The 14319-nt window shown below is 40.6% G+C and carries 12 protein-coding genes and 1 riboswitch; all 12 genes read right to left on the reverse strand.

From position 1 onward, the window contains the following. Positions 1-703 precede the first annotated feature (703 nt). On the reverse strand, positions 704-1087 hold the full coding sequence (locus NSQ29_RS13060) for a hypothetical protein (protein ID WP_339247963.1): 384 nt from the start codon (positions 1085-1087) through the stop codon (positions 704-706). Positions 1088-1442: 355 nt separating this feature from the next. After that, positions 1443-2999 carry an ABC-F family ATP-binding cassette domain-containing protein gene (locus NSQ29_RS13065; RefSeq protein WP_341125275.1) on the reverse strand — a complete coding sequence of 519 codons (1557 nt, stop codon included), beginning with the start codon at positions 2997-2999 and terminating at the stop codon, positions 1443-1445. A gap of 444 nt (positions 3000-3443) precedes the next feature. Then, positions 3444-4754 carry a voltage-gated chloride channel family protein gene (locus tag NSQ29_RS13070; protein WP_341125276.1) on the reverse strand — a complete coding sequence of 437 codons (1311 nt, stop codon included), beginning with the start codon at positions 4752-4754 and terminating at the stop codon, positions 3444-3446. Between the two features lie 68 nt (positions 4755-4822). Beyond that, positions 4823-4884, reverse strand: a riboswitch (Fluoride riboswitch). A gap of 7 nt (positions 4885-4891) precedes the next feature. Beyond that, positions 4892-5611 carry a YebC/PmpR family DNA-binding transcriptional regulator gene (locus NSQ29_RS13075; protein WP_042187963.1) on the reverse strand — a complete coding sequence of 240 codons (720 nt, stop codon included), beginning with the start codon at positions 5609-5611 and terminating at the stop codon, positions 4892-4894. A 168-nt stretch (positions 5612-5779) separates the two neighbouring features. Continuing rightward, on the reverse strand, positions 5780-6889 hold the full coding sequence (locus NSQ29_RS13080) for a 5-methyltetrahydropteroyltriglutamate--homocysteine S-methyltransferase (RefSeq protein WP_339247953.1): 1110 nt from the start codon (positions 6887-6889) through the stop codon (positions 5780-5782). 16 nt (positions 6890-6905) lie between these two features. Continuing rightward, complete coding sequence (locus tag NSQ29_RS13085) at positions 6906-7838, reverse strand: LysR family transcriptional regulator (protein WP_042187960.1); 933 nt, start codon at positions 7836-7838, stop codon at positions 6906-6908. 122 nt (positions 7839-7960) lie between these two features. Further along, entirely contained in the window at positions 7961-9076 is a 1116-nt protein-coding gene (locus NSQ29_RS13090) for a phosphodiester glycosidase family protein (RefSeq protein ID WP_341125277.1), read from the reverse strand. A gap of 174 nt (positions 9077-9250) precedes the next feature. Then, a complete protein-coding gene (locus NSQ29_RS13095; protein WP_341125278.1) occupies positions 9251-10810 on the reverse strand; it encodes a TPM domain-containing protein in 1560 nt (519 codons plus the stop codon). A 125-nt stretch (positions 10811-10935) separates the two neighbouring features. Continuing rightward, a complete protein-coding gene (locus tag NSQ29_RS13100; protein WP_341125279.1) occupies positions 10936-11448 on the reverse strand; it encodes a hypothetical protein in 513 nt (170 codons plus the stop codon). 70 nt (positions 11449-11518) lie between these two features. After that, a complete protein-coding gene (locus tag NSQ29_RS13105; RefSeq protein ID WP_341125280.1) occupies positions 11519-11881 on the reverse strand; it encodes an acylphosphatase in 363 nt (120 codons plus the stop codon). 164 nt (positions 11882-12045) lie between these two features. Next, the gene (gene cysK / locus NSQ29_RS13110) at positions 12046-12984 is read right to left on the reverse strand and encodes a cysteine synthase A (RefSeq protein ID WP_341125281.1); all 939 of its coding nucleotides are present in this window, start codon (positions 12982-12984) and stop codon (positions 12046-12048) included. Positions 12985-13054: 70 nt separating this feature from the next. Beyond that, complete coding sequence (locus tag NSQ29_RS13115; RefSeq protein ID WP_042193856.1) at positions 13055-14080, reverse strand: LacI family DNA-binding transcriptional regulator; 1026 nt, start codon at positions 14078-14080, stop codon at positions 13055-13057. Positions 14081-14319 lie beyond the last annotated feature (239 nt).

Genomic DNA, 14319 nt, shown 5'->3' on the forward strand with positions numbered 1-14319 from the left:
ATACGCATAAACGTCTCTTTTCATATACGAAGTGCAGAAACAGCAGCTAGAGTCTGGAAACATTTTACGGTTCCGAATTCTCTCTTCTAAACTTAATTAACCCCATATAACAATTAAGGGAAGATCAAGTTTTTCGCTTAAGTACTGAAGATATACATCAGTCTGCGGCCAAAAAAATTGTCTATTAGTCGTACCTTCTAAATCTCTATCGACACGCATATGGACAAGCTTGATTTTTCCTTTGGGAGTATGATAATCGTGAAGGCTACAAGCACCGTCGCGTCAATATCTACCCTACCCGATACATTGATATGAACTTCATCATATTCATGTAACGGGAGCATTTCTGAATGCAACACAGCAAGTACTTACTCAGCTGCTCGACTAATATCAACCATATCCACTTTATCTCCTCCAATAGGTACAAAAAAGCCATGGAGACGATAGACAGCAAACAGGTGTCTATCGTCTCCATGACAAAATAAGCCCTATGTTTATGAACTGGGTGTGTCCCAGTACAAATCCAACTCTGTCGTATCACTAACGACAATAGAAAATTTGATTAATCATAACATAATATATTTACCACATTTACAGTTTTTCATCAATAAACTGCAATTTACAACATAAAAATTAATTTTTTAGATTGAGTTTCTAAAACTATAATCTTTAAGATCTTTTTAGAATGTCTCAAATATTATTCTCACTTTTCTTTACTTAAAAGATCAGCTAGCTCTACCGCATTCTTATCTTTTAAATTCAGCATCTTTTCGCTATTGCTATTTTTAATCAGAAAGCCATTTTTAGCTTTAAGATCTATATAAAGGCTAAAATCAACAACCTCAGAATCAGCGTAAGTAACAGTCATTCGATAGGATGGTGGCCCCACATCGACAGCCCCGCGTACTTTTTTAACAGTTCTTATAGCATCTTCGAAGATTCGAATGCTTTCACTGTCAGTGTAAGTGATTTCCGTTGTTTCCGATACAAGGCTAACGCTAAGGATCTCTTGCGTTGGTCTGATTAATACAAATATTAAAATCAATAAAATTATCAGTGAAATTGAAATGATGCTAATTTTTTTCATAACTACCTCCTTACTGAAGAAAGATGGAGACTGATCATTCAGTCTCCATAATAAATTTATAACTCATTTGAGTATGCGTTGGCAATTTCATTAAGTAAATTATCCCTAACATTATTATCTCGTGTTATAAAAGTTCCCAGTTTATTTGTAGTTGCAGAATTTACCTCATCCAGAGTAAAGGTTCCTTGTTATAACCCATCAAAAACATCACGGCGAGGATAAGTGTAGCGATCCCAATCACGTCATCCGCTAGCATTATCATTTTTTCACGACTATAACGTTCCAAATAAAGATATGGTTTGAGCCGTTAGAAATAGGGTTATTTTTCTTTTCCAATGATCATTCATGGTTTGCATTAGTATTTAACTCCTTTATTTCTGGTTTCATCTCCTATGTTAAGCACACGATCAACCCATCCCTTATAAAATTGTTCTTCATGAGAAACAAGAATCACAGTTCCGCCAAATTGGATTAGAGCTTTCTGTAAAGCATCTTTCGTTTCAGCATCTAAGTGATTGGTCGGCTCATCCATAATTAAAAAGTTATATTCTGACAGCAGTAATAGGCACAGCTTAACTTTAGATTGCTCTCCGCCGCTGAGTGTACGTATTGACTGTGTTACAAGGTTATCTTTAACAACATACTGCGCTAGATAGCGACGTATTTCCTTTACAGTCAGTTTGGGATCATAAGCTGAAATCACCTGAATAGGTGTCATTGTATCGTCTTCCCAAGTTAAATCTTGCTCGAAATAACCCACTTTAACTTGTTCTGCGAACTGAAACCTACCGGTAATCCCTTGGATCTCTCCAACCAACGTCTTTAGTAAAGTTGATTTCCCGATTCCGTTGAAGCCCGTAATCACGAGCTTTTGTCCACCGCGAATGGAGAACTTCAATTTAGGCAACAAAGGCTTATCGTAACCTACGACTAAGTGATCCACTTTAAGGACTACTTGTGACATGCACGGAAGCTCCTTAAAGCGAATAGACGCTTTGGAGACAAATGTCGGAGCAGCGATTCGTTCCATTCTATCCAGCTGTTTCTGGCGACCACGGGCAATTTTGGAATTAACACCTGCACCGTTTTTTCGAATGAATTGCTCAGTGGTTTCGATTTTTTTCTGCTGTGCATGATATTGCCGGATATGACTCTCTCGTAAATGTTCCTTCTGCTTCACAAAATCCGAGTATTTCCCGTGGTATTTTTTAATCGTTTCGCCCTCAATATCGCAAATACTAGTGGATATTTTATCGAGAAAGGCATAGTTGTGAGACACTACAATGAACGCTTGATTGAATGCAATCAGATACTCAGCGAGCCAGTTAACATGTTCCTTATCCAAATAATTGGTTGGTTCATCGAGTAATAACACATCTGGTTGTTCAAGTAAAAGCTTGGCCAGAATGACTTTCGTCCGTTGCCCCCCGCTTAACTGCTCGATGGGACGGTCGATTCCAATCGCGTTGATCCCTAGACCGGTAACCATCTTACTGATGTTGCTCTCCATCGAATAATAGTCTAGCGCTTCTAATCGTTCCTGGTAGTCTGCTGCCTTTTGTAATAACGTTTCGTTGCCAGTAACAGCGCACTCTTCATAGAGCTCATTTATTTTTCGTTCTAGTTCATATAATTCTGAGAAAGCCTGTCTTAAATAATTATGAACCGTACGGTTTCCATCCATGACAGCATATTGATCGAGATGACCGATTGTAATATTGGGCTGCCACTTTATCATTCCATCATCCGGGATCACTTCGCCTGTCAAAATGCTAATAAACGTACTTTTCCCCGTTCCATTCTGGCCAACCACACCGACATGCTCACCCTTGTACAATTCCATAGAAACATTCTTGTATAGAACCTTATCGCCAAAAGCATGTGATAAATTAGAAACCTCAAGTAAACTCATTTCCTATTCCTCTTTTCTAAAATTAATTAAGAACGCAAAAAAAGCAGAAGACACTGCACCCTTAGGTGCTAGCCTTCTGCTTGTCAGTACACGAATGAACGGCACAAACATATAAATGTCAGTGTAGAAACTGAGCAATATAACACAAAAGGCTGTAGACGAAAATTGTCTACAGCCTCTTAATCATTAACATCGGAAGATGGCGCAATCAAATAAGCATGAATAATCACACTAAAATGACCTAGCTATCTTTCGATGATATAAAAAGCGATTCGCTTTTCGATTAAGCTCCGGACAACGTTTCATCGTTTGTATCCGATTGTTCGGAGCAGCCTCTGGTATATAACTTTACAGTTTCTACATGAATCATGTTAAACCATCCCTTCGTTTGGTAACAGTTTAAAACGCATGCCGTTACTTGTCAACTTAGAACGGGAAATGTTGTTATTTTTTGCGAGGTCGTTTAACATTACTTATTCTAGTCCCTTGAGGAATTGAAATGAACTGGCTCTTCGATACACCAATAAGCTGTGAAGTATAAATACTACTATGTCCGGAGAATAAATAACTCACTACACAAGCGATGAACATGTATACAGCCCCCTCTGACCCGAACAGCTCAATCCCCATTAAAAAGCAAGCGATAGGCGTACTGGTAGCTCCACAGAAGACAGCAATGAATCCGAGAGCTGCCAGAAACGGTCCATATACATGTAAAATTCCAGCCAAAGCATTACCTAATGTGGCTCCAATCGCAAATAGCGGAGTAACCTCACCACCCTGAAATCCTGTTCCTAAGGTAAAGGCGGTAAAGATCAGCTTCCATAAAAAAGCGAAAGGAGAGACATCTCCCTCAAAAGAATCCTTGATTAATGGAATTCCGAGGCCTAAGTAATCACGGGACCCTACAAGGAATACTAACGCTATGATAATCAAACCACCCACTGCACCTTTTATCATAGGATTGCTTATCATGGCGGTGAAGATTCTTTTTAGTAAATGAGTCAGTTCACTGAAAAGCATACTCACGAGACCAAAAATTACAGAGGCCAATACCACTTTTAGAATAATCATTAAACTTAAGGTTGGAAATTCATTCACGACATAGTGAGTATGATGAACGCCCCACAATCGAGTGGTGACCAGATCACCAATAAAGCTAGCCACAAAACATGGAAGTAATGCCTGTTGGCTAATAAGTCCAATGGTTACTACCTCTAGACCAAATAAGGTTCCAGCCAGCGGTGTTCCGAAAATAGAACCGAAGCCCCCGCTAATCCCGCACATTAACAGTATTTTGCGATCTAACGGGCTGATTTTGATTAATTTCCCAAACCACTCCGCGAGGCTTCCTCCCATTTGTACAGCTGTTCCCTCCCGTCCGGCAGATCCACCAAACAAGTGAGTGACCAGTGTTCCTAACAATACTAAGGGTGCCATGCGTAATGGAATGGTCTCTGTACCATCCTGAATTTGTTCTATAATAAGGTTATTTCCTTTAGCGCTGTTTTTTCCGTAACGCATATATAAGAAACTAACAAATACTCCCCCAAGAGGCAGCAAATAAAGTAGCCATGGATGCTCTAAACGTACATCTGTTACATAGTCTAAGCTTTTCAGAAAGAAAGCCGAGGCAGTTCCCGATAAGAGTCCAACCACACTTCCGAGTACAATCCATTTGATAAATGTACTCCAAAGTACAAAATGACTTCTTTTCTTCACGAATTCATGCCATCGTGCAGACCATTGATTCATAACAGCAACTCCCAAAGTCAGTATAAATTAGTCTCTAGCAACAAAACAGACTCCTACCAGTGAAGCTCACTCTGGTAGGAGTCATTAGTCTGAAGAGACGGTTGTGGCGAACTCCATCGCCTTGTTATATGTTATTCTTAGTCCTCAGAATCTACGTTATGATACACTTGTTGAACATCTTCTAAATCTTCTAAGGCATCAATCAATTTTTCGAATTGAGCTTGTGCATCTTCAGGAAGTGTTACATAGTTCTGTGGAAGCATGTTCAGCTCAGCAACCGTAAACTCAGTGATTCCTGCATTCCTGAACACTTCTTGTACAGCATGGAACTGATCAGGTTCAGCGTACACGATAACCGCTTCATCCTCTTCTAGAACATCACGTACATCAAGTTCTGCATCGAACATCATCTCAATCACTTCATCGGCAGTTTTACCTTCTACACCGATAACAGCCGTTGAGTCAAACATGTAGGCTACAGATCCGCTGACACCCATATTCCCGCCATTCTTACTGAATGTAGAACGGATCAAAGGCGCTGTACGGTTAACGTTATTCGTAAGTGCATCGACGATGATCATCGAACCGTTAGGTCCAAATCCTTCGTAACGAAGCTCTTCATAATTCTCATCACCGCTGCCTTTGGCTTTATCCATTGCGCGGTCAATAATGGCTTTTGGTACATTGTAAGTTTTTGCACGTTCTAATACAACCTTCAAGGCCCGGTTTGCTTCTGGATCGGGTTCACCTTTCTTGGCTGCTACATAAATCTCAACACCAAACTTTGCATAGACGCGACTTGTGTTGGCGTCTTTGGAGGCTTTCTTTTCCTTAATATTATTCCACTTACGACCCATATTGTTCCCGCTCTCTTTCAACATGAATTAAAAACAATTGTTACTTATTATACCCTTGATTAATAGCTCTAGTAAAGTGCGCTGGTAGGTTAATCCTCTAAGCTGTTACAATACACGCATAAAAAAGGCCCCTAAATCAAACAGGAGCCTTCTAAAAACTTATTTTATTTATACCCAAACCTCTTGGGCTGTTTCAATTACGAGACGTATTTTATCCCACTGCTCTTCTTCGGTTAGGATATTTCCTTCCTCGGTGGAAGCAAACCCACATTGAGGACTTAAGCAAAGCTTCTCAATATCTACATATTGTGCCGCTTCTTCAATACGCGCTTTGAGCTGCTCTTTGCTCTCAAGACCACCATGTTTCGTAGTTACTAGTCCCAATACCACAAATTGATCTTTAATAAATCGTAAGGGCTCAAAATCGCCCGCCCGCTCATTATCATACTCCAAGAAAAAAGCATCCACTTTAGTATTCGAAAAAAGTTCTTCGGCCACAGGCTCATAACCACCAGCTGCGAACCATGTGGAACGGAAATTACCTCGGCATACGTGAAGCGCGATCGTCATATCACCTGGACGATTGGCAATGCTCTCGTTAATCAGCCTAACATAATCCTTAGCCAACTGATCTGGATCTGTACCTCTGCTTCGTAAATGCGCCCGATGTCTACCACTACACAGCGTTCCCCAAGTTGTATCGTCTAACTGGAGGTAACGGCAGCCTGCATCATAGAACGCTTGGATTGCAGTTCGGTAAACAGCAATAATATCTTGGAATAGGGTTTCTTGATCCGGGTAAACTTCATTCCCGTTAAAGTCCTCCACAAAGTGAAATAAAGCAGGTGAAGGGATCGTCATTTTCGGAATTCGGTCTCCGGCCATTTGTTTCAAAGCGATAAATTGGTCGATCATTGGATGATCTTCAAAGGCAATCCGGTCCACGATTCGAAAAGATTCCGCGCGCTGAACCGCTTCCGCTCTTCCTTGATTTAAGTTAATCTTCTCAGTTCCTTTAATCCCTACAAAGAAATCGAGATGCCACCAGGAACGGCGAAATTCCCCGTCTGTGACCGCCAATAAACCCACTTCTTTTTGCAGTTCCAGTAGTTTGGCGATTTCAATATTCTCAATTTCATGAAGCTGACTGCCCGTGATTTCACCATTGTCATATTGGAGGCGGGCTGTTTTTATCTCATCCGTTCGTAAGAAGCTGCCAACGATATCGTAGCGAAAGGGTGGAGCATTTCTCTGGGTGCCAATTACGGGTCTAATCATACCGATCCTCCTACTGCTATAGTAAAAAATGATTTAGATCAAAATAACTTCCTGAAACCAGGTCATTCAAAATCTCGATATACTTAGATGCCATTACACTCGGTCTGCGATCTTTATGCGCTATCCAGCCAACCGTAAATACTTCATTGCTCTCAAAAGGAATCGTCTTCAGTCCATCACCATTTAGATCAGACGCCAGAATTCCTGTGCCTACCGTATAGCAATCCGTACCCATTAATAAATTGGTCAGTGTCGCTCGGTCATTCACCTTAATATTCTTCTCAATTTGTGAAAAGCTTAACATTTCCTCTGAGAAGTGCAGTGAATTGTTCTCACCCTGTTCAAAAGTGATATAAGGGAACGGCACAATATCATCCTGTGTAATGACGTCCTTATGAGCCAGCGGGTGTCCGGTTCGAACATAAAGATGTGGATCGGTATTAAAAAGTGGTGTGAATTTCAGATTGCCATCACTAAACAGTTTATTCATATGCTTATAGTTACTCTCGTTAATATAAAGAATTCCTAAATCACTGCGCAAGGTACGTACATCTTCGATAATCTCGTAGGTTTGCGTCTCTCTCAAGCTAAAGTTGTATTCTGAGACATCATTGTGCTTCATGAGATTTACAAAGGCGTCAACCACAAAGGCGTAGTGCTGTGTAGAGATGGAAAAATAGATCGGACTACGCTTTTTCCCCGTATAACGATTCTCCATAAGCTCCGTCTGTTCAATAATTTGGCGGGCATAACCCAGGAATTCCATTCCCTCAACGGAAATACTGATTCCACGGTTGGTCCGCTCAAAAATCGTAATCCCCAGTTCACTTTCTAACTCTTTAATGGCATTGGACAGGCTCGGTTGAGAAACAAAGAGCTTCTTTGCCGCCTCATTCATGGAGCCACTATTTGCAATTTCGATAGCGTAGCGGAGTTGTTGCAACGTCACTCCTATTCCCCCTGTTCCAGACCTGTTAGTTCTGTATTCTGTTTCATGCTAGGTGATATCGTAGCATATTTTCATATGGCAATCCAAGATAATCCTTATCTTATTTACGTATTAAGAGTGCTTTAGCGTGTACGCTTCTTAGCAGCATCAATTTTGGAGGGGTCAAGTCCCTTCCAAATATTCGGCATATCGACTTGCTCAGGGTGCTCAAACACAAGAAAAGCCGTAGGTAAATATCGTTCCCCATATTGAGAAGATGGCTTGTTCATAATCTCGTTGTCTTTTACCAGCACAGTAGAAGAACCTCCATCCAAATTGGCAGCAATCACTGCTCCATGCTTAAGAAGGATTTGCTGCACATCGTATAGATTTGCCCCAATACTATAAGTAGGTTGTCTTCCATCAATAATAACAAATATAATCGCTCCGTCAGCTCGCTGGCCCATCGCTGTTCTTGGTGCAATTCCCCAACCTTCAGCCGCGTTCTTAATCAATCCTTTTCCATTGACGATTAAACGAGGGCTAAAAGTTACTGCCTCCTGAACACCCATTTTACTAATCTCGTCTAAAGAATAATTTCCAGCAACCATCTTCCCTTGTTTATCAAGACCTACGATTTGCGTGGATTTCTTGCCACCGAGACCGTTGTAATATAACTTACCTTGTGAGATCACAATACCGATAGGTTTAAATCCGTTACCTTTCCAGTTGGGGTCAGCGAATCCACCACCGTTAACTCCAGCGATAGCACCTGTGCGCTTCACCATACTAGTTACTTTCTCACCTGATCCTACCTTATCCGGAATTCCCAAACGAACTTTAGTAGGATCATTAACGATCATGACATATCCGGAATATCCAGTACCTGAGACATTTTCTATCTCGACCAGTGGTTTCTCTTTTACTTCAGGTTCAGGAGTGATGGTATGTGTGTCCTTTTCGACCCCCATCTCTTCAAATTGGGCGCTATATTCAGTCACTCTGTTCTTTAATCCGTCCTCACCAATAATATATTTAGCCATGTAGCGGTGCTGTGTTGTAATCAGTGTATCAGCGATTGAATAGCGCAGATTTTTAGCCGAAGGTGCAAAGTAAAACCAACCGCCCCCAGCAATCAACAAAATTAAGCAGAATAAAAACACTTTGGATAGTGTTCGGAAAAAGCTCCGTTTCTTACGTTTTTTTGTTGGCTTCTTTTTGCGTACGGTGGAACGTTGAGGTAATGATGAAGTGCTCACTTCTTTTTCCTCCCTGACTATTACGGAATTTGAAAATAAATGTCTAACTTTATCATAGACGATAAATTTTATGAAAAGTTACTATTAAGTAACAACCTAAAACAAATAAGTAACCTCCTAAAACAAAACAAGCAGGTTTCGGATAACCCGGAAACCTGCTCATCTTCAATCTTTTTAGTGTCTACCCGCTCCGCCACCACTGCTGGCGCTACCCCCACCACCTGATGAGCCACCACCGCCGGAATAACCTCCTCCACCGGAAGAGCCACTATCATTGTTAGAGTAGCTGCTGCTGGAAGAGCTGGAAGAGCTAGAAGAATGTCTACCTGCACCTCCGCCACTACTCGAACCTCCGCCTCCACGATTCTCGTTACTTGAGGAATATCGTCCCGCTCCTCCACCTCTAGTAGAGCCGCCTCCACCGCTGTTTCCCCAGAAGCTTGACTGTGTGTTATTTGATGGTGTGTTTCTATGATGATGATGGTGATTATGATGGTGATTATTATAACGTCTGTGCCAACGTCTACCATAACCGTAATCCGCTTGACCGTACCAATTCCCATACCGACGAATATTTCTTGGGCTATACGGATTAAATGGCAAACCGTACATTTCAATATATTTATTGCGTCGTGAAAGACCATATCCGAACAGTATGAGCGGAGCAAATATCAATAAGTAAATTAGAAGGCCTTTTCCTACACTAACACTGGTCTCCTTTGCTGAAGTGGTTGTTGAGGAAGAATTGGCGGCTGTAGTGCCTCCACTATTCCCCGTAATTCCTGTGCTTCCCGTCGCTCCAACTGAATGATCCGCTCTAGCCAATAAGAAGCTGTACAAAGCATTAGAAGTTGCCGTAGCTCCCGTTCCGTAATCTTTTTTCACAAATTGGGGCTCAAGTACAGTATCCAAAATATTGCTGATTGCATCATTAGTTAGAACCTTGTCGATGTCCTTCCCTTGCAGAACATGATAGTTGTCTCCACCTATGTCTAGCACGAGCATAACATCCTTAGGGCCAGCAGCAACGGAGGCAAACTTCATGTAGGTATAATCCTGAAGTGTTTTATCTCCTGCGTTCTTTACAGTAACCACATAAATTCCGCTGCCAGTTGTAGTTTTATATCTGTTGCTAGATTCATTCAAATAATCCTTTGTTACTTTTTTGAGTACACCGGCATTATCTGATACATAGTTTTTAGTGCCGACATTTTCCACCCAGGTCCCACCCATGGCTTGAGTAAAAGCGCCATAAGTTTTACGTGCACCGTTACTATAAGTTTTAGCTGCAAAATCCGGCTCAAGATATTGAGAGAGAATATCTTTAATCTTACTGTTAGGCAACGTGTCCTCAATACCCTTACCTTGTACCGCCCAGTAGTCATCATCTTTTATAGAAAGCAATAGCAAAAGCCCGTTATTCTTATCCGCAGAGCCTACGCCCCAGCTATTGAATAGCGAAGTTGCATACTCTTCCATCGAAACTCCATTTGTAGAATCGACTGTCACCACTACGACTTGAGCACCCGTATCCTGATGTAATCGAATTCCATAGTTCACCATGTAATTCTCAGCTTTCTCGTCGATCACATTCGCAAAATCATTCACATAAAATGACCCAGTATGCTTAGGTACAGCTGTCTTTGCTGAAGTTAAAACCGGAAGAAGCAAAACACTTAACATCAGGGTGGCAAGTGTGGTAAGAAGCATTTTTCTAAAAATTCTGTAGTTCATATGTACCTCCTGCTCTATCATAATCTCTTTTATTTATCGGTTACGCTCAGTTTACACAATAGTTCCATTTTGTTCTATTCAATAAACCACACATCAGATGTTACATAAAGCCCCGGCCGCCAAATTCACATAAAGAAATTAGCACTTTCAGGTTTAGATATAGCTATAATAATGAAAATAATAATAATTAGGTTAATCAATATGCTTATGAAAAACTCTGATAATTTATTTTGATCTCTACGAAAAACTAATCGGTTTAACTGAAACCCTAATGATATTCCCTCACCAATTAAATTAATAGGCAATAATATTAAAGGATAAAGGGCTATTACATAGAGTAATTCCCAAAGCAGCGCCCCAACAATAAATAAGAGAATTACAAGACCAATATGTATCAACGGCCACATTAAAATGATTGTACTGAACACGGATGTCCCTTCAATTAAAAATCCAAGCATTATTCCAACACTAATCAATAAACAAAGAAAACTCAAAGAGGACCCAAAGAGTACAGCCGCGTGGCTGAATACCTTTCCATCGAATTGATCAATAATATCAATACCATATATAAAGCAAGCGATTGTTAAAATGATCAGAAGAATGAACTGAGAAACTTTAATCCCAATTAATCTATTCATGTTTTTCTCCTCTATCTTCCTAATCTAGCGCAATATAATCTACTTCTTAATTCTACTAATCCATATGTACTTATTTTACTATCGTGAAATCTTTCTCACTCTCATGAATAGGCAGATCACTCATAGTTACTTTCTTTACAGATGCCCGTTTCAATGATTTCATGCAATGGACTAGAAAAGAGATTCGCTGCTCTTCTCCTTGTACTTCTACCTCTACACTTCCGTCATTTAAATTTTGTACCCTACCCGTTAATTTCATTCTTTCAGCAATCGTATATATTTCCAAACGGAATCCTACGTTTTGAACTCTACCCGAAAAAACCACTTTCTTTCTAACGACAGGACTTGAAGGAAAATCCAGTAACTGAATACGATTTGCATGCCAAATCACATAATTATTTCTAACTTTTTTGAACACATTCACACGTTTCATACTCCTTTTTTAGAACTACTACGATTTATGCTATATTGTACCATAGCCATTGGTAAAATAAGGGGCTGAATTGATCACTCTTTAATTACTAAATACACAAAAAGACTCAGCATTCCGCTGAGCCTCCAAATTTGTATCAACTTCAAGTCATAGGTTGGTTCAAGCTATTCATTAAAATCAAACAGAGTAGTTGTTAAATAACGTTCCCCAGTATCAGGCAAAATCACCACAATCGTCTTCCCTTTATTTTCTGGACGTTTAGCAATTTCTGTAGCTGTATATACCGCGGCGCCAGACGAGATCCCTACAAGTAATCCCTCGGTCTTGGCAATTTCACGCGCTACATTAAATGCGTCTTTATTCTTCACCTGAAAAATCTCATCAACAACCTCTTTATTGTAAATCTCCGGAATGAAGTTAGCCCCAATCCCTTGAATTCCATGCGCACTAGGCCGGCCACCAGATAATACCGGTGAATCAAACGGTTCGATAGCGACGATCTGTACAGAAGGGTTCTTAGCCTTCAAAGCTTCCCCAACCCCTGATATGGTGCCTCCAGAACCAACACCCGCAATAAAAATATCTACATTTCCATCAGTATCCCGCCAAATTTCCTCTGCAGTTGTCGTTCTGTGAATTTCAGGGTTAGCTGGGTTGCTGAATTGTTGTGGAATGAATGCATGTGGAATTTCCGCTACCAATTCCTCCGCCTTTTTCAGAGCACCGCTCATCCCTTCAGCTCCAGGTGTTAATACAAGCTTAGCACCAAGTGCAGCCATCACCTTACGGCGTTCAATACTGAACGTATCCGGAAGTACGATAATCAACGAGTACCCAAGGCTGGTCGCAGCCATTGCAAGGCCAATGCCGGTATTGCCACTTGTTGGCTCAATAATTACAGAATCTTTGTGAATTAAGCCTTTATCCTCAGCATCTTTGATCATCGCATACCCTATACGATCCTTGACGCTACCTCCAGGATTAAAAGATTCTAACTTGGCAAGGATTTTTGCTTCAACGTTCTGAGATTTACTATATTTCGAAATTTCCAATAACGGTGTATTACCAATCAAATCTGTTACGCTTTTATATATTTTAGCCATAATAATCTCCTCATTTCATATTCCCCCATCAACTTACTTAGTATTAAGTCTAACAGGATTTAGAGGATTTTCAACCTGTCGTACTACGCTTAACCGAAACACTAGACTCTCGCACAATTAAACGCGGATCAAGCTGTACTCTTTGGTAGTCGCCCGTAATATTATCCTGAATGCGTTGCAACAGAAGCTGAGTAGCCAAACGGGCGACTTCATTTCCCATGATCGAGACCGAACTAATCTGCGGACTTGTAATGGTTGTCCATGCGTTATTATCCACCCCTACCACTGCCACATCCTCAGGAACACGAACGCCTAACTCTTTAAATCGGTTTACGATCCCTATAGCGACCATGTCATTTACAGCATATATTGCATCTGGCATATGGGTCAGGCTATAGAAATAATCTGCAGCTTGTACCCCCGTTTGCAAGGAGAAATCCTCTCCAAAATAAACCAAAGAAATATCCACTTGATTTAACGCCTGCTGATAGGCAAGATAACGATCTTCAATGAGATCCTTCTGAGCTCCTGCGTAAGCAATTCTAGTTCGGCCAATATTGCTTAGATGTTCCATGATTAGCTGGCCCTCAAAACGTGACAGGCTTACGATATCCGCTTTCACATTCTCTGTAATGCGTTTCCCGTAGTTAATGATGGAGACAGGAACACTCGATTTATTAATTAGCTCTACCATAGTCTTGGGATAAGCAAGAGGCATGATAATGAGTCCATCAACATGTAATTTCTTGATCTCACGAATCGTTTCGAGCTCTGTCCGCGGATTTCCGGAAGTATTAATCTGAATGACTCGATAGCCGTCCTGTTTAGCTGCTTGCTCCACGGACCAGGCGATATCTGGAATAATGGCATTTCGAATGTCGGGAACAGCCAGAGCGATTTGCTTCGTTTGGCGAATCTTCAGACTTTGTGCAGAGGTATTAGGTGTAAAACCCATCTCCTCAATCACTTGCAGTACTAATGCCTTAGTCTTGGAACTAATTCCCTCCGAATTATTAATCGCTCTTGAAACAGTAGCAATACCTACTCCCGCTCGTTTCGCTACATCCTCTATAGTTACTTTGTTTTTATTAGCCAAGTTGATAGTCCCCTCATTTTCGGAATCGTTTCCGTAATCGTAGCTATTATTAAATCAATCCGTCTCATTCAAGCCGTATTTCCAATGTATTAATTATAACATATATGTGCTTATAAAAGCACTTATAGCAAGTACAATATAGTCTAATAATCCTGATATTGCTGAGTTTAGGTGAAATATTTCACTAATTTTCGATATTAATATTTTAGTATTTAAATTTGACAATATGAAAATTATGT

The organism is Paenibacillus sp. FSL F4-0236, from assembly GCF_038000135.1.
In the GTDB taxonomy this organism is placed as follows: Bacteria; Bacillota; Bacilli; order Paenibacillales; family Paenibacillaceae; genus Paenibacillus_AQ.